Origin of the sequence: Paraburkholderia aspalathi (assembly GCF_905220735.1) — a bacterium.
GTDB lineage: Bacteria > Pseudomonadota > Gammaproteobacteria > Burkholderiales > Burkholderiaceae > Paraburkholderia > Paraburkholderia aspalathi.
The window spans coordinates 2,021,971-2,038,448 of record NZ_CAJNBA010000001.1 but is presented as its reverse complement, the minus strand read 5'-3'; the positions used below and the strand labels follow the sequence as shown (position 1 = coordinate 2,038,448).

Annotated in this window: 11 protein-coding genes and 1 pseudogene; 8 read left to right on the top strand and 4 right to left on the bottom strand. The window is 61.6% G+C overall.

All coding sequences use genetic code 11. From position 1 onward, the window contains the following. The first annotated feature begins 91 nt into the window (after positions 1-91). Positions 92-622 (top strand): phosphate-starvation-inducible PsiE family protein, encoded by a 531-nt coding sequence (locus tag KHO30_RS09035; RefSeq protein ID WP_093636115.1) that lies wholly within the window; start codon positions 92-94, stop codon positions 620-622. Between the two features lie 16 nt (positions 623-638). Here KHO30_RS09035 and KHO30_RS09030 read toward each other — a convergent pair whose 3' ends face one another. Next, positions 639-1,169 carry a DUF1269 domain-containing protein gene (locus KHO30_RS09030; RefSeq protein ID WP_093636117.1) on the bottom strand — a complete coding sequence of 177 codons (531 nt, stop codon included), beginning with the start codon at positions 1,167-1,169 and terminating at the stop codon, positions 639-641. A gap of 442 nt (positions 1,170-1,611) precedes the next feature. Here KHO30_RS09030 and KHO30_RS09025 point away from each other — a divergent pair, with 442 nt between their 5' ends. Then, the gene (locus KHO30_RS09025) at positions 1,612-2,265 is read left to right on the top strand and encodes a BON domain-containing protein (RefSeq protein ID WP_093636119.1); all 654 of its coding nucleotides are present in this window, start codon (positions 1,612-1,614) and stop codon (positions 2,263-2,265) included. Between the two features lie 118 nt (positions 2,266-2,383). Here KHO30_RS09025 and KHO30_RS09020 read toward each other — a convergent pair whose 3' ends face one another. Further along, on the bottom strand, positions 2,384-2,770 hold the full coding sequence (locus KHO30_RS09020) for a response regulator (RefSeq protein ID WP_093636129.1): 387 nt from the start codon (positions 2,768-2,770) through the stop codon (positions 2,384-2,386). A gap of 154 nt (positions 2,771-2,924) precedes the next feature. On the opposite strand from KHO30_RS09020, the pseudogene KHO30_RS09015 reads away from it, so the two are divergent. The 6 genes and pseudogenes from KHO30_RS09015 to KHO30_RS08990 form a co-directional block, all read left to right on the top strand. After that, positions 2,925-3,035 (top strand): annotated as a pseudogene (locus KHO30_RS09015) (DUF3175 domain-containing protein); the annotation flags it as partial. Between the two features lie 531 nt (positions 3,036-3,566). Next, positions 3,567-4,430 carry a metallophosphoesterase gene (locus KHO30_RS09010; protein WP_211700611.1) on the top strand — a complete coding sequence of 288 codons (864 nt, stop codon included), beginning with the start codon at positions 3,567-3,569 and terminating at the stop codon, positions 4,428-4,430. A gap of 419 nt (positions 4,431-4,849) precedes the next feature. Then, a complete protein-coding gene (locus KHO30_RS09005) occupies positions 4,850-6,559 on the top strand; it encodes a hybrid sensor histidine kinase/response regulator (RefSeq protein ID WP_211700610.1) in 1,710 nt (569 codons plus the stop codon). 419 nt (positions 6,560-6,978) lie between these two features. Then, positions 6,979-7,266, top strand: coding sequence for a hypothetical protein (locus KHO30_RS09000; RefSeq protein ID WP_211700609.1), 288 nt, complete (start codon positions 6,979-6,981; stop codon positions 7,264-7,266). Between the two features lie 395 nt (positions 7,267-7,661). Next, positions 7,662-7,931, top strand: a complete 270-nt coding sequence (locus tag KHO30_RS08995; protein ID WP_093636185.1) for a hypothetical protein — start codon at positions 7,662-7,664, stop codon at positions 7,929-7,931. Between the two features lie 406 nt (positions 7,932-8,337). Continuing rightward, the gene (locus KHO30_RS08990; protein ID WP_211700608.1) at positions 8,338-8,919 is read left to right on the top strand and encodes a hypothetical protein; all 582 of its coding nucleotides are present in this window, start codon (positions 8,338-8,340) and stop codon (positions 8,917-8,919) included. A 178-nt stretch (positions 8,920-9,097) separates the two neighbouring features. Here the strand turns inward: KHO30_RS08990 and KHO30_RS08985 are convergent, their stop codons facing one another. Next, entirely contained in the window at positions 9,098-9,820 is a 723-nt protein-coding gene (locus KHO30_RS08985; RefSeq protein ID WP_200651956.1) for an OmpA family protein, read from the bottom strand. A gap of 81 nt (positions 9,821-9,901) precedes the next feature. Continuing rightward, positions 9,902-16,327, bottom strand: coding sequence for an ESPR-type extended signal peptide-containing protein (locus tag KHO30_RS08980; RefSeq protein ID WP_211700607.1), 6,426 nt, complete (start codon positions 16,325-16,327; stop codon positions 9,902-9,904). Between the last annotated feature and the right edge of the window lie 151 nt (positions 16,328-16,478).

Sequence of the window (16,478 nt, the reverse complement as noted above, 5' to 3'; positions counted from 1 at the left end):
ATGTACTCGAAGAGGTACTAGACTTGAAGCAGCAGGTCCATGCACGTGCGGTGCGTTGGCGGCGCAGCGACGGCCGCCCGGGAGCCAAATCATGGAAACAAAGAAAAGCTGGCTGCGCAAGGATCTCGATGCGTTGCGCCTGCAGTGGGACATGCTCACCTTTTATGAACGATTCGAGCAGCTTGTCGCGCATGTGCTGAGCGTCGTGATTTCTATCATCATCCTCGTGTCGCTCTGGCAGTTGATTCGCGCGGTGATTTCATTGCTGGTTTCGGACGCGCTGAACCCGCTGGATCACGCGGTATATCAGACCATCTTCGGCATGGTCATGACGCTGCTGATCGCTATGGAGTTCAAGCATTCGATTACGCGCGTGATGGCGCGGCGCGATCACATCGTGCAGGTCAAAACGGTGCTTCTGGTTGCGCTGCTGGCTATCGCCCGCAAATTCATCATTCTCGATCCGGCCAGTGCGCCCGCCCAGATCGCGGCGCTTGCGTTTGCGCTGATGGCGCTGGGGAGCGTCTACTGGCTGATGCGGCAGCGTGATGACCCGGCCGACGCCACGGCCGCCGCGCAAGCAGAGCGCGATCGCGTGGCGCATTCAAGATCACAACCCTAATGCAGCGCAGGGGTGCTCATGCTGTTGTGCCGCTGCTGTTCAGGCTCTCTAGCGCCTTCTTCAGGCGTTCCTCCTGGTCGTTCGTGAGAGACGTCTTTAATAGCTTTCCGCCGAAAGGCTTCAGCTCTGGCAGGACCTTGTCGAAATTCACGCGACGCACGAGGATGAAGAGCGCCGACGAACCCGGCTCAATGTTCTGACCCGTCGAACGCATGAAATCGTCATCGATTCCATAGTCCGAGAGCGCGCCCGACAACGCGCCGGTGCTAGCACCGATGGCCATGCCCGTTGCCAGCCCGACGAGCGGATTGAGCAACATCAGCCCAACCAGCGCGCCAAACATACCGCCCCAAGCCGCGCCGCTGAGCGCGCCGATCTTGACGAGATCGACGGCTTGCTTGAGGTGCACCTTGCCCTTCGCGCTACGGACCACGACGCAGGCATCCTCAAGGTCGATCAGGTGCTCCTTTTGCATCTGCTGGAGTTTGGTCAATACCTGGTCGGCCGTCTCTTCGCCTTTGAAGCTTACAACGACTAGATCGCTCATCGAATTGCTCCATTTCTCTGGGAAATAAACCGGAACCCTTTCGCGGCAAGACGGTTGAATTCATGCTCAGCGCAGCGCGCAAGCCAGTCGACCACGCCCGCGCCGCGAAGCAGCGGTGGTGCCGGCCAGCCTTGCATGTCCCGCCCGGCGCGTGCCTTCGGACGTCGACGTGGCCATTGACCCGATGACGATGACATCAAGACTAGGCTCTTGCCGGTTGCACTTCTTCCCCATTCCTGCAAAGACGTGTCGGATCTCTGCGCCCCAGCTGCGCTGGCTTTCAGATGTGAACGTACGACAGCATTCCGCAAAAACTGCGCAGGCGTAGGGAAGAAAATCTGCCCCGCGCGCCCTACCGTGGCCCTGCCGTGGACGGATGCGTGCGGTGCAGGGCGTAGCCCGCGCGCGCGTTTTTCCATTAACAAGCCGACTAGGAGCAGCGATGAGAACCGACGAAGACATCAAACGAGATGTGGAGTACGAACTGAAGTGGGATCCGGACATCGATCCATCAGATATCGGGGTTGCGGTCAATGACGGCGCGGTCACACTATCCGGTTTCGCACGCAGCTTCCGGCAAAGGCGAAAGGCCGAGGAGGACGCGACGCGTGTGCGCGGCGTGAAGGGGGTCGCAAACGATATAGAGGTACGGTTGCCTCTGATCAACAAGCGGCCCGATCCGGAGATCGTGCGCGAGATCATTGCCCAACTGAAGGCTGAGCTGCCTTACGCGGCGGACACCATCAAGGCGGTCGTCAGGGACGGAGACGTGACGCTGAAGGGCGAAGTCGAATGGGACTACCAGCGCCGCCGCGCGGCCGAGACGGCGGTGCGGGTGAGCGGCGTAACCGGCCTGACGAACGAGATCGAGATCAAGCCGAAGGTCAAGCCCGAGGACCTCAAGCGCAAGATCGAGGACGCGTTCAAGCGCAACGCGGAAGTCGACGCACAGCACATCACGGTCGAGGCCGAAGGCAATAAGGTCGTCCTGAGCGGCAAGGTCCGCTCATGGGCCGAGCGCGAGGAGGCCGAGCGGGTCGCATGGCTTGCCCCCGGTGTGATGCACGTCGACAACCGGATCAACATCGGGCGCTGAGGGGCTGCTGGAGAAGGGGCGGCTCGCTTGCGTACCGACGTGGCCGAGGGGCGGGAAAGGACACAGCAAAGAAATGCTGGGCGAAGCGTCTTTTCCAGGCCAAAAGGCAGCCTTTTGGCTACGTTGGTCCACGGAGTATTTGTCGATGCTGGACGTTGTCCGCCAGCAGCCGTCGCATTGTGGCCAGTAACATCTCTCCATCTACAGGCTTGCGCAGAAACCCGTCGTAACTAACGAAGGCAGGCGGGCTAGGCTCTCCGGAAATCAATATGAAAGCAACGTCGGCCAAGCCGGGAAGCGTACGCAATCGATGGCACAGTTCACTCCCTGACATTACCGGCATGCGCCAGTCGGCGACCACTATATCGACTGGGGTTTCGACGAACATGACCAACGCCGATTGACCGTCGCTCGCACTTTTAACTTCAAATCCGCCTGCGATGCAGTTCGCCTCCCACGCTGCAAGGGTTTCCGCGTCGTCATCCACCAGCAGCACGCTTGCCATACCCAAATGCCAGAGTCACCGTATGTTCTTTGGCAACTGGATGGCAGCTAAAGTTTCACGCGGTCTTTCATCCAAACCGCATTTCGTTGAGTTCGCCTATTTCAGAAGATGCGTATCCTTGGAGAAAGCGGAGGGGGTTGTACCGCAGTAAGAGATGCTCAACTTCTACATCAATCGTGCGGGCAGAAATCTGCCGAAGGAGCGCCGCGATACTTCGCAACAGGCCAAGCGCAAGTTACGTGAACTGTTCGGGCGCGCGCCTTGAAGTGCCACCGCGGGCAGCACCCCGCGCGAATCGGTAAAGACCTGTACGCCGTCCGTCAGCAAACCTGTTGAGCGGGACAAAGCGTTGCCCTGATCGTTGAATTGGACGGCGCTTGTAACTGACCGTAAATGCGGAAACCGGGCAGTACAAAGCAGCGGGTGATCAGACTGCGTGCGAACCGCCCGCACCAGCGGAGGCAACGTCGACCGATCCGCCAGGCAAATAGCGCCATTTTCTTATTCAGACATCTTGTTACAAACGGATACTACTGGCAGGCGGTTGGCGCTCGACACTACTTCTACGGCAGACCTGACGCGCCGCGCGGGCAAAAGTAACGTCAGAGTCCGATTGACGCTACGTTCTGCCGGGTCTGCGAGGTAAGGCTCCTGCGAGGTGTGCACGCAGCGCGCCTTGCATGCGTAGCCAGTCACCAGAATGAAGGAAGAACAGCGGCGTAAAGGCGCGGGCTGCCGCGCTGAAAACTCGCGTAGAACATTGCGACCCGCTTCGTCATCTCCACTAGCGTACAACGTGGACATCCTTTCGGCGGTAAAAATGGAGCAGACCTTCCGGCCGGTTCGGCGTTTTAAGAAAAATACGTCAGGTCGTGACTTTGTTGTTGGCGACCTGCACGGATGTTTCACCCAGCTTCGAAAACAACTCGAAGCTAGCCGGTTCGACCCGTCACGAGACAGGGTCTTTGCCGTCGGCGACCTGGTAGACAGAGGGTTCGAATCGCCTGCTGTCCTCGACATAGTGCGTCGGTATGACATCCAGTCGGTACGCGGCAATCATGAAGATTCGATCGTACGCTGGCGTCTGTGTGGCGCCAATGACAGCTTCATTCGGGCCAATGGTGGTCGGTGGCTGCTCGATATGAGAGGGGAAGAAAAGTCCATAGACGCGATCGTTGCTTACATGGCAGCGCTTCCGTATGCGATCGAAATCGAGACGGACTTCGGTCTGGTCGGGATCGTCCATGCTAACGTCCCTCTGCAATCCTGGCCCAGAACGGTTGAAGTGCTAGAGAAAGAAGGTATTAACGGGAAAATACGGCACAAGGTCATTTGGGATCGATCTCGATGGAAGCTGCGAGGATCGAAAGGCTTTGGGTCGATTCGCGGCGCCGCAGCGCAACTGTTCAACCGGCTTAAGTCTGGACAGCGTGACACGTGCAACTGGGTCGAAGGGGTGGCGGCCGTCATCGTAGGGCATACGCCCTCCGCTGAGCCAATCGTGAACCACAATGTCATCAACGTCGACACGGGTGTTGTGTATGGCGGCAAACTTACGCTGTTGCGCCTCGATGAAATCCCCGCGCTGCTGAGCCAACACACCCGCATGGCCCCTGCTTTTAACCGGATAACACAATACGTGCCGGCCCGTAGATATTAGCAACTTCAATAAACTACAAGGCAGTTTGGTTCATGTCTCAGCACAACTGACGAGCGCCTGTCACACCGCGACGCTCAATCCATCGGTGTGCGTCATTCGCCCGATCTGATTCCTCACGCTCTTTACACCCACAGGTTAGCAAATGGTTTTGTGCGTTACATGCCTCCCAGAACTGTGCGCCGCTTGCAACTCGCAAACGATGGGCCACAAGCAATTTTGAGGTGCTGCCCGTGGTGACACGAGGCCGCCTTTGCCAGCAGGAAAGCAGGTAAGAACCCTCGTTGACTTTGCGCCGTCGCTCCCGTAATGTGAAATTCGCCACTGTGAAGAACGTCGCCCTGGCGCCCGTCTGTCGAGCTGGCTGCATACCGGCACCACGACTTCGAGCCTTCTCCATCTCTCCAGTCGCTTTGTTAGCCATGGAAAGCAATCGCGCGCCAAGTCAAACGGATGAGCTCGCCCGCAGGCCGGTTCGCGCCGCAGATTATGCGGCCGAGAACCGGGCGCTCGTGGCACTCGCTCGAACTCAGGCCGGTCCGCGCTCCGAATTTCTTCAAGCCATCGCGGACACGGCTCTGACACTTTGCCATGCTGGTAGCGCTGGCATCAGTCTCGTCGAAGGACCAGACGGCAATCGGGTCTTCCGGTGGCTTGCAGTTGCCGGGCTCTGTGCTGGCCTGCGCGGCCATACGACCGCATGGGACGAGTGCCCGTGCGCCGTGACCCTGGAGGCGGGGACACCGCAACTATTCGTCGACCCGCAGGCTCAGTTCCCTTGCCTCGCGTTTCCAGGAGTCGACCTGCCGGAAGGAATAGTCGTCCCAATCAAGACTGAGAATGCGGAGCTAGGGGCGATATGGGTGATGTCACACACCGAGGATTGCAGATTTGACCTCGAAGACGTCAGACTGCTCTCCAACCTCGCCGTTTTCGCGGGCTCGGCGTTGACCATCGTCAATGCGCGCGACAGTGGTGAAGAGAGCGACCGGCGGCACAATGAATTCATCGCGATGCTCAGCCACGAGTTGCGAAATCCAATGACGCCAATCGATGGCGCGATAAGTGCAGCAAAACGACTTTGCGCCGAAGACGAAAGAGCCGTCGAAGTCCTGACTATCGCGCAACGCCAGATGAGGCATCTGCGCACGCTGGTCGATGACCTGCTCGACGCCGCCCGTCTGAAACATGGCAAACTCGCTATCAAGCACAGCGATACGTCACTCAGCGACATTGTGTTCGATGCCGTGACAGCCGTCAGACACCATATCGCATCCCGCAGGCACACACTCACAGTAACTGGGCTCGACGAGCCCATCCTCGTGTGTGCTGACCACGTCCGCCTGAGCCAGGTGCTGGGTAACCTCCTTTCGAACGCAGCGAAATACACACCTGTCGGCGGCGCCATCGAACTCAGCGTTCGAGTCGAGCCGGACAATTCGCGCGAAGAAGCACCCGGGCTGATTATTATTGATGTCGCAGACAACGGCATGGGCATCGATAGCGCGATCCAGCCACACGTCTTTGAGTTATTCGCGCAATCTGCCCGCGGCCAGGCACGTTCCGAAGGCGGCTTGGGAATTGGGCTCGCGGTGGCGAAGCGGATGGTCGAACTACACCATGGAACCATCTCAATCAGGAGTGAAGGCTCGGGCAAAGGCACGGTTGTGACTCTCCGTTTGCCGGTAGCCCGGACCGTAGCGGATACGGACGCAGTCGCACCCGGCCCGACCGCTGCGGCTCCCGAGTCAGCGCGTCTCCTGCTCGTTGACGACAATCAGGATGCGCTCAAGGCGCTGAGCATTTTGCTCCAGCTTGAAGGTCACGAAGTAACAACGTCGGACAACGGACGCGACGCCATACAGCTGATGTCGGAAACGCACCCTGAGGTCGCACTCATCGATGTGGGCATGCCGGACATGGACGGCTTCGAAGTCGCACGGGCAGTTCGACTTGAACGAGCATTCGACGATATCGTGCTCGTGGCGCTCACTGGCTATGCATCCGAATCCGACAAGTCGAGGGCGCTGGCGGCCGGTTTCGATTTCCATCTGACCAAGCCACTTTCGCTTGATAAGCTGCAGTACATCCTGGCAAATCGCGCCGACGGTAGGCTGCGGGGCATTGTCTAAGTTTGGTGCGCCCTTCCTCGCCACTGGTAGTACAGTCATTCGCGAAGATCGCGCGGGATGAACCCCAGCATGCCTTTAAGCACGGCCGCGCAGCTTACGCTGCTGTAGCGACACCATCCGTTCGACAATTTCTTCCGGCAGTTTCCGTTCCCATCCTCGACATACACAGCAAGGGCTTTGTTCAATTCCACGGCCGGTTGGAATTGGCATTTTTTTTGCATCCGTCCACAGCAGGAACCACCATTGGGCTGCCGATGGCCTATAACAGTATCGGTAGTTCAAGATGATCGTCTATTCAGCTACCGAGGGCACGAAAGCCCGCGAACTTTTGACCGGGCAAGGAGGTTTAGCGAGTACGACCGGACGAATCCATGCTTTGTCTTTTCGAATCCTGAATAGCCTGAGTATCGGAGGTAATCATGAAATGCGGGTACCGTGGATGGATCATCGACGCGGCTCCGGATTTCTCCCTTGGGAAATTCTTCGCACACGCGCGACTGGTCCGTGTTTCGAGTGACGACGACGTTGATGGCGAGATGCACATCGAGCGTGATCTTTCCTACTTCGACACCGAGGACGAGGCGGTCGAGGTTGCCCAACAATGGGCGTTTGCATGGATCTGCGAGCGCGAAGGCAACGTCGAAAGTACGCAGGCTGGGACGCCCACGTTCCGGAGCCGCATTCCAGCCGAATCTCGATCAGCATGAGATGCTGGATGCGCGGCCCCTGTCGTTTTTTTGCGACCGCTTCGCCACCCAGAGATGGCACCAGGCACGTCCAGCAAGCCTTGGCGGGGAGACAGAAATCATCACACAAGACACCCGATTTGCATCCGATGCGAGCCTCGATACCCTAAGAAAGCACGTCAGCGTTCCCAACGTTCGGCGTGTGTGTTTGTTCGCCGCAGCATTGCCTGCGGCATTTTTTTAGCATTGCCCACGCATCGGCCACTGTCTCAGGTCACGGGGTAGCACTTCTTAAGCTTCCCTTCAGCCCCCCGGCGTAAATTAATTCCACACTAACGTTCGCCGCTCACTGCGACTCAGTCCAGCTGTACGCCCGGCAGTGCATGTACGCGTACATAAAAAGATTGGGGGACCTCATGCCACAAGGAAATACAGGTGGTGCCACTCTGGTGGATGCTCGCGCAGCTTACGTGCTTGAACTGGCACGAGGCTGTTCATACATCAGCAGCACTTTGAGTCCGGAAACGCGGGACAGCGCTATCGCTGAGGTTCTCGGTGAATTTCGCGAACTGTACGGCGAACAGGAAGGAACACTCTTTCAGAAACTGCTTGCTGAGGATCTGCTGCGTCGAGGCAGACCTAACGCCGCCGCGGCAGTTCTCGCCTTCAAATTTATCAGCCCGTGAGGCAGGCGCAAGTTACGTGAACTGTTCGGGCACGCGCCTTGAAGCGCCACCGCGGGCAGCATGACAATCGTCAGCAACGCGGCCGTCGTCGCCACGGCCCACGTTTCGGTCTCGATCCAATACCCGTTTCACTCGACGTATGACAGGCATAGTTGTTGCACAAAGGAACAAACCGAGTGAACGGCAAGCGCACGATCGTTGAAGGCCAGACACCACGGGCGCGGACAAATGCGAAGCGTGCGCTGGTCCGGTGAAGTTCTGATTCTACGAATCCTTGTAATTGTTACTGCCAGCAATGAACCACACTCCAGTCTCACGACATTGTCCGGCACTCATCGTCGTGCCCGGCGTCGTCCGCGATTTAGTCCAATTGAATCTTTCCAGAGCCGATCCAGGGAGCACGGCAATGAAGATCCAGTATTTCCTTGTGGCGGCCGCCGTCGCCATGATGACCTGCCCGGTATTTGCGCAGCCACAAACGTCTGTGGAGATCAGAGAAGGCGCAGACAGGAGCACCGTAACAGGAACTGCAACGGTAATTGCCACGGTCGTCGCCATTGATCCTGCTACCCGGACCGTCACGCTCAAAGACAGGAACGGCCGCGTCGAAGAACTTGAGGCCGGCGCGGAAGTGCACAACTTTGATCAGCTCAAGGTTGGCGATGTGGTCACCACCGAGTACCGGGAGGCGAGGTCTCTGAGTCTCACGAAAACGAACGGCCCACGGTCTGCCAGCGAGCGGCAGATCTCACAGCCGGCCGCGTCCGGGACCAAACCGGGCGGCACAATCAGTCGTGAGGTGACGGTAGTGGGCGATGTCGTTGCCGTCGATGCAAAGGGGGACCACGTCACAATAAAGGGGCCGCAGGGCACGGTGGATGTGTTGGTGGACCCGGAGCAGTTGAAGAACATTCGCAAGGGTGATCAGGTTAAGATTGTGCACACTGAAGCGGTTGCGATATCCGTCACACCCGGAACGAGCAAGTAGTCATCGGGAGAGTTCACGTACCGCGTTTTGCCGGTACCTGTTGAACACCTCACTCTTTTCGGCAAACCTCCTCCGTACAACTGTCGACTCCTTGCCCCACCGCCCCACGTCGTAGATGAGCACCCGTAGCGCCGAACGTTCGCGCGTTCATCGCGAACCAGTTCGGCGCCGAGCCATCTTACTGGGCCCGAACTTCGATGGAGACCCGCCGGTCCGGTTGCAGGCAAGCGATGACTGCCCTGCTCCCGCCGTCCGGACATTGGGTTGTTGAATCACGGGACCCCACTCCCGTCGCATGAATCACCTCACCGTCAAGCCCATGATTGATCATGTATTCCCTTATCGTCTCCGCACGGGCCAGTGACAACGACTGGTTGACCGCATCCGGCCCGAGGCGGTCGGTATGGCCTACGACCGAAATGGACTGAACACCCCTTCGCTGCTTGATACGCGCGATGACCTGCTCGAGGTTGGCCGCGCCGCCCGGCGAAATCGAAGCCAGACTGGACTGGCCGAAAGCAAACAGGGTATCGGTTTGCAACACGAACTGATCAACCGTTTGCGCCACAGGTGCGGCCGGCTGCGTGGCCGCCGCTGCTGGGGTATCCGGCGCGCCACCACACGCGAAGGTCAGCCGCCGCGTGACATCGGATTCGTCATTATCCGGCAGTAGGCGTCCGACTTTCTGCACCGGGCGAACCGGCTCTCCCTGACATATCCGTTGGGCCACCTTCATACAGGTAGCAGGTCCTTCGAAGATCCCGTGACATTCGACCTGATGAAGCCGCGAACCGTCCGCGGCCGTAACCGTATATGCGTTAAACGTCGGCCCGGAAGCACTCGAACATCCCGCAAGAAAAACCAGGCTCAGCGACAAACTCCATCCAGAAAGCTGCTTCATTGTGTTCTCCATACTATTTTTTCGTACGTCCGGTTCGACGCACGATCACGTTGTCCGCACTTGAGCGAAGGCGTCTGCGCTCTACCATTGCATGGCCGCACCCATCCCGAAGGTTGTGCCGCCGGGGCTCATACCGACGCCTGCTTTCATCTTGATGTTCTCGGTGATACGAGCGGTTCCGCCGAGCGCGACGGCCTGATAGCCTCGGAAGCCCGCCGTGCCGACGCCAAATGACAACGTCTTGTCCTTGTCGACTTCTGGAATCATCGTCAATGCCGTCGCTGCGGCGATGCCGGAATAGGCATTGCGCGCGACGGAGTTGATTCCCGACTGCAGTTGGTCCACCCGTTGATCGGTATAGGCGTTGGCCTGTGCGAGCCCGGCATTGAGCTGGTCCACGTTGACTGCGTCCGTCCCCTGCGTTCCCGCAGCCACATTTGCCACCTGCCGCGTATCGTTAAGCGAGCCGACGGATACCACGTTGCTTCGGCCTCCGTCCGTGCTGTTGGAACCCAGCGCCACCGAGTTATTCCCGCTCGCGGCCGCGCCGACGCCAACCGCAGTGGCGCCATTCGCGCTGGCTTGCGAACTGTTGCCGACCGCCGTGCTATTCGAGCCGGAAGCTACCGAACCCTGCCCGCCCGCCGAAGAATTCGCCCCCGTGGACGCGGGCGAAGAACCCGGAGTGGACGAGAAGGGGGCACCGCCGCCGCCGCCGCCGCTTTGATTGTTGATCAGCGTGGTCAACTGCGTGGTGACTGCGGCGAGCTGGCTTACGTTGACCGCATCGGTTCCAGCCTTGCCGGCTGCCACACCGGTGATCTGCCGATTGCCGATATTGACCTCGCCCGCCGACGACTGCGGACTGCCCAGTCCGTACGCAATGTAGTTGCTCAACGCGCCAACCGTCGTCACCGATCCCGCGCCCAGCGCAACGCTGTTTGCCATCGACGCGCTCGCGCCTGAACCCATCGCGACCGCATCGATGGCGCTGCTTTGGGCCCCCGAGCCGATAGCAATGCCGCCTGCATTCGCGGCCTTCGCGTTCGCCCCTTGTGCGATCGACTGTGCGCCGCTTGCGATGGAACCGCTGCCGAGCGCAATCGCGTCGGCCTGTGCCGCGTTCGAGCTTTCTCCGATCGCGACGCCGCCTGGCGCCGTCGCGTCGACGATGGCGCCGTTGCCGATGCCCACGCCGTTGTCACCGTTGACCACCGTCGTCGGTCCGACCGCAATCGACTGCGCGCCGACCGCGAGCGAATCAGCCGCCGTCGAATTCGCGTGAAAGTACATCTGTCCGCTCACGGCGAACGAGGACAGCGCACCCGCAAGCTGCCTGATGGTGACCGCATCCTGTGCCTGCGTGCCGTCCGCGACGTTGGTCAACTGGCGATACGTGTTGCCGGCCGCGCTGCCGAAAGACACGGCGCCGAGCAGCGTTTGATCCGACGTGTTGAAGGGAATCGCATGGGTGCCGTTCGCAATTGAACCGATACCGGACAGGACCGCGCGATTGGACACCGATCCCGAGCCGATCGCGACCCCGCCGGCCACCGAGGCGCTCGACAGAGCGCCCAGCGCAAGCGCGTTGTCCGCCTGTGCGGAGGCACCGTTGCCGCCGGCGAAGCTGCTCACGCCGCTTGCCGTCGCCCCCACGCCCGCCGCCAACGCATTGGTGCCGGTGGCGCCATCGTTGTTGTAGTTGCCACCCTGCGTGCCGCCATCGTTGACGCTGTAGTAGTGCGTCTTGCTGGCCGTCACTACGCTGGCGAGGCTGCCGACCGCCTGATCCGTCGCATAGAGCTGCGAACCGTTCACTGCATCGGTACTAGTCGCGTTCACCCGGCCCGCCGCCACGTTCGTCACCGTGCGCTCGTTACCTGCACTGCCCACGCTCACCGTGCTCGTCGGCGCGGTCCCCGCGTAGGTGTAGGCCGTGCCGTTGATCGTGTCGCCGGTCGTTGCCACTGCCGCAGCCGTGGTCGAACCACTGCCCAGCGCTACGGCATTGGCGTTATTGGCCACCGCGCCCTGACCCAGTGCCGTGCTGTTGGCGCCGGCCGCGGTGGCGGCCACGCCTGCCGCAAGCGCGTTGGTGCCGGTGGCGCCGTCGTCGGCGTAGTTGGCACTCTGAGTGCCGCCGTCGTTGACGCTGTAGTAGTGCGTCTTGTTGGCGGTGATCGTCGTGGACAGACTGCTGACTGCCTGATCGGTCGCATACAGCTGCGAGCCGTTCACCGCGTCGGTACTGGTCGCGCTCACCCGGCCTGCCGCCACGTTGGTCACCGTGCGCTCGTTACCCACGCTGCCCACGCTCACCGTGCTCGTCGGGGAAGTCCCGGCGTACGTGTAGGCCGTGCCGTTGATGGTGACACCCGGCGTCGCCACCGCCGCGGCTGTCGTCGATGCGCTGCCCAGCGCCACGCTATTGGCGAACGTCGAGTTGGCCCCAGCGCCAAGCGCTACGGCGTCCGTGGCGCTGCTCTGCGCGCCGGAGCCCACAGCAACGCCGCCCTGGTTAGCGGCATTCGCGTTGGCGCCTTGCGCGATCGACTGCGCGCCGCTCGCCACCGCGCCGCTGCCGAGCGCCATTGCGTCGGCCGCGGCCGAATGCGTTTGCTGGCCGATCGCGAGCCCACCGGGCGCCGTCGTGTCGACCACCGCCCCGTTGCCGACACCGACACCGTTGTCTCCGTTGACGACGGTCGTCGGTCCGACAGCGATCGACTGCGCGCCCACCGCCAGCGAATCGGCCGCCGTCGAATTCGCGTGAAAATAGTTCGTGCCCGTCACCGAGAACGATGACAATGCGCCCGCGAGTTGCCTGACGGTGACTGCGTCTTGCGCCTGCGTGCCGTCGGCGACATTGGTCAACTGGCGGTAAGCCGTGCTACTGCCGACGGACACCGCACCCAGCAAGGTCTCGTCGGAGGTATTGAACGGAATCGCGTGGGAGCCGTTGGCAATAGATCCGACTCCGGGCAGAACCGTGCGATCGGAAACCGATCCCGATCCGATCGCCACGCCGCCGACGACCGAAGCCGTCGCCTGCAGGCCGAATGCGGTTGCGTTGTTCGCCAACGCCTGGGCACCGTTGCCCAGTGCCGTGCTGCTTACCCCGGAAGCCAGGGCGCCAACACCCGCAGCGAGGGCGTTAACACCAGTCGCGCCGTCGTCGGCGTAATTGGCCCCCTGAGTGCCGCCGTCGTTGACGCTGTAGTAGTGCGTCTTGTTGGCGGTTACCGTCGTGGACAGCGCGTCGACCGCCTGATCGGTCGCATACAACTGCGAGCCGTTCACTGCATCGGTACTGGTCGCGCTCAACTGGCCCGCGGCAACATTCGTCACCGTGCGTTCGGCACCCACTTTGCCGACGCTCACCGTGCTCGCCGGCGTGGTGCCGGCAAACGTGTACGCGGTCCCATTGATCGTCGCGCCTGACGTCCCCACAGCGGCGGCCGTCGTGCTTCCCGCACCCAGGGCCACCGCGCCGGCATTGGTGACGGTGGCGCCGGAGCCAATCGCAACGCCTTGCGTCGCCGCGGCCGACACCGTTGCAGCGTCGCCGAACGCAACCGAACCGGCATTGTTCGCTTGCGATGCATTGCCCAGCGCGACGGCGCCCTGGCCGGTCGCTGTATTGGCATTGCCGAGCGCCACCGCGCCCTGGCCGTTGGACGTATTGTTCGCGCCCATGGTTATCGCACCGGTCCCGATCGCCGAGTTCGGATCGCCGATGGCAACCGCGCCGTTACCGCTGGCCGTATTGCCCACGCCGATCGACACGGCCTTGCCGCCTGTAGCGGTTGCCGTCTGACCGATCGCTATGGCGCCGGCCGTGTTCGCGGTTGCCCCGGTACCCTGGGCGATCGAATCGCCACCCGTGGCTTGAGCCCCATTGCCCAAGGCAATATCGTTGGCCGTCGTCGGCGCGCCGTTCACGCCGGCCACCGCATTCAGACCCTGGGCGATCGAATCGTTGCCGAACGCATTGGCGGCCGGTCCCACTGCGATCGCGTCAGTGCCGGTGGGAACACTGTCCGCCAGCACCGAATTGGTGTGGAAATATTTGATCCCGCTGCCATTGTTGATGTTGGAAATCGCTGTCGTATTGGCCGTGACCTGCTGGTTGGTGGCGAACAGCTGGGAGCCGTTCACCGCATCCGTGCTCGTCGCGTTCAATGCAGCCGGCGCCATGTTGGTGATGGTCACCGGAGACCCGGCTCCCGCGCCGCCGGTCGCACCGAGCGTGATCTTCGTACCACCCGCCGCGTCGTACTTGACCGCGACATTGGCCGTGTTGTCGATATTCGTATTCAGCGCGGTCAATGCACCGGCGACCGTCGTCTGCGCCGTGGGTCCGCTTACGGCCCCGGTCGTGCTGACGGTGTTGACCGGCTGGCTAAAGCCAGTCAGATCGCCGGTCGCCGCACTATAGCTGGCGCCGCCGCCCAAAGTGCCCGCTGTCGACGCGCCGAGATTGTTGACGCCGGTGACAACCGTATTCAGCTGCGAGCCGTTGATTGCGTCGGTGCTCGCAGATGAAATCACACCCGCTGCCACGTTCTGCAGTTGCCGCTCTTTACCAGCGGAGCCAACCGACACCACGCCATTGGCCGCGCTCGCGATGCCCGCCGCCGTGCCGCCGTAAAGCGCAGTGGTGCCCGTATGTGGCGCTGCGGTTGTACTGCCCGCCCCCAGCGCGACGTCGTTCGCGTTGCTGGCTGACGCGCCGGCACCCAGCGCGATCGCTTTGGCCTGGTTGGCCACCGCCGAATCGCCTAACGCCAACGCGCTCGCGCCGTTCGCGTTGCTCGCGTTGCCCAGCGCGACCGCGCCTTGACCATTGGCGGTATTGCCGTTGCCCTGCGCTACCGCGCCATCGCCCGTGGCGGTATTGTTCGCGCCCACGGCGACAGCACCATTACCGGTCGCGGTATTGGGATCGCCAATCGCGACCGCGCCGTTGCCGCTCGCGGTTTGCGCCTGACCGAGCGCGACTGCGCCCGTCCCACCGAGTACCTGGGAGTTATGGCCGCCGGCGAACGAACCCGCGCCGGCTGCTGCGGCGACGTTGCTGCCGTCGCCGATGGCAACCGTGGAGGCGGCGAGCGCTCTTGCAGCATTGCCGATGGCGGAGGCATTGGCCGCGTTAGCCGTTGCGGAGGTACCCATGGCGAGGGCATCTGTGTTGGCGCCCGTCAGAGCCGAATCACCTATCGCGATGGACGACGAGCCAGCCGAGCTCGCGCCGGAGCCGATCGCAATTGCGCGAATGCCGGACGCCGCGGCGCCTGCCACCGTCGCCGGGGTAGACGCGCCGCCTTCCGCAACGGTATCGGATGACCCCAACGCTATTGAATTAGCACCGGTGGCTTGTGAGCCGTTCATCATGCCGAGCGAGTTGAGCCCTGAGGCGGCGGCGCCCGCTCCCAAAGCCACGGCATTCTGTGCCGTCGCTTTGGACACTGTGCCGGCGGCGAGTGAAGAGGGACCGGACGCAGTCACGTCCGTGCCGACGCCAATCGCACCCGCCGCCGTTGCGCCCGTGCCGGCGACGGCACGCGGCCCAAGATAAACGGCGTTGAGTCCGCTGGCGATGGACTGAAAGCCGACAGCGACAGCATGCGTCCCGGACGCTGTGGCGATATAACCGATCCCGACGGCTGCCGGCCCGCTTACCACCGACTGGAAGCCAATCGCAGCGGCATAATCGGCGGTTGAGGTAACGTCAGTGCCAATCGCAATGGACCCCGTTCCCGTCGAACCGGTGCCCGCCGCAGTGCGCGCTCCCAGATAAAGGGAGTTTGCACCGGTGGCACTGGCTCCCGCACCAACGGCTATACCGTTGGTTTGCGAACCGGTGGCGCCGCCGCCCAATGCGACGGCGCCTGACGCGGCAGCGTTGGCGCTCGCACCCAGTGCAACGCCGTTATCTCCAGTTGCCTTCGCCAAGGCGCCGACGGCAGTCGACTGGTTGCCGCTCGAGACAGCGTCAACGCCAATCCCGATGGCCCCCGAGCCGCTAGCGGCGACATCCGTACCGATGCCAATCGCCGACTGCGCCGTCGCGCCGGTGCCCGCAGCTGTACGCGCGCCCACGTAAATGGCGTTGATACCATTGGCAATGGCCTGAAAGCCGAAGGACAAGGCATTAATGCCCGTGCTGCTGGCGCCATAACCTACCGCAGTTGCTCCGCCGCCAGAGGCGGTAGACTGTTGGCCCACACACGTCGTGCTGCCACTATAGAAGTTATAGGGCGCCGACGCGCAGCTCAGCTGCGCCTGTGCCTGCGCGCCCCATCCCCCCACGCCAATCAGCAACAGAATGGTCAGGACCCGCGGACTCGAACCGTGCGACACCGCGGCACCCTGCTCGCCACTGCGTGCGTCGCATATAGAAGCAGCCGCTCCCGACTTTCCCTTGCCACGCGACGAGTCCAACTCCGACGCGGCCACGAAGGCGCCAAGCGCCTTGTTCCAGATGGTCCGATATGCTTTGTTCATGTCGTTGCCTCACCAGATAATTGAAATGAGAAGTTCATAAGTGCGAGCGTGTGCATGCGTCCTGATTATTCAGGATGCCTATTTATAGTGTTTAAAACGTCTCACTACGGCGCGCGTTGCTTCAGTGTTGGAACTGAGGCAAGTTGCTTCC

Excerpts from the sequence above, each read along its gene's own strand:
- KHO30_RS08995 (WP_093636185.1), top strand. The coding sequence starts at position 7,662 with ATGCCACAAGGAAATACAGGTGGTGCCACTCTGGTGGATGCTCGCGCA.
- KHO30_RS09035 (WP_093636115.1), top strand. The coding sequence starts at position 92 with ATGGAAACAAAGAAAAGCTGGCTGCGCAAGGATCTCGATGCGTTGCGC.
- KHO30_RS08980 (WP_211700607.1), bottom strand. The coding sequence starts at position 16,327 with ATGAACAAAGCATATCGGACCATCTGGAACAAGGCGCTTGGCGCCTTC.
- KHO30_RS09020 (WP_093636129.1), bottom strand. The coding sequence starts at position 2,770 with ATGGCAAGCGTGCTGCTGGTGGATGACGACGCGGAAACCCTTGCAGCG.
- KHO30_RS09000 (WP_211700609.1), top strand. The coding sequence starts at position 6,979 with ATGAAATGCGGGTACCGTGGATGGATCATCGACGCGGCTCCGGATTTC.
- KHO30_RS09030 (WP_093636117.1), bottom strand. The coding sequence starts at position 1,169 with ATGAGCGATCTAGTCGTTGTAAGCTTCAAAGGCGAAGAGACGGCCGAC.
- KHO30_RS09005 (WP_211700610.1), top strand. The coding sequence starts at position 4,850 with ATGGAAAGCAATCGCGCGCCAAGTCAAACGGATGAGCTCGCCCGCAGG.
- KHO30_RS09025 (WP_093636119.1), top strand. The coding sequence starts at position 1,612 with ATGAGAACCGACGAAGACATCAAACGAGATGTGGAGTACGAACTGAAG.
- KHO30_RS08990 (WP_211700608.1), top strand. The coding sequence starts at position 8,338 with ATGAAGATCCAGTATTTCCTTGTGGCGGCCGCCGTCGCCATGATGACC.
- KHO30_RS08985 (WP_200651956.1), bottom strand. The coding sequence starts at position 9,820 with ATGAAGCAGCTTTCTGGATGGAGTTTGTCGCTGAGCCTGGTTTTTCTT.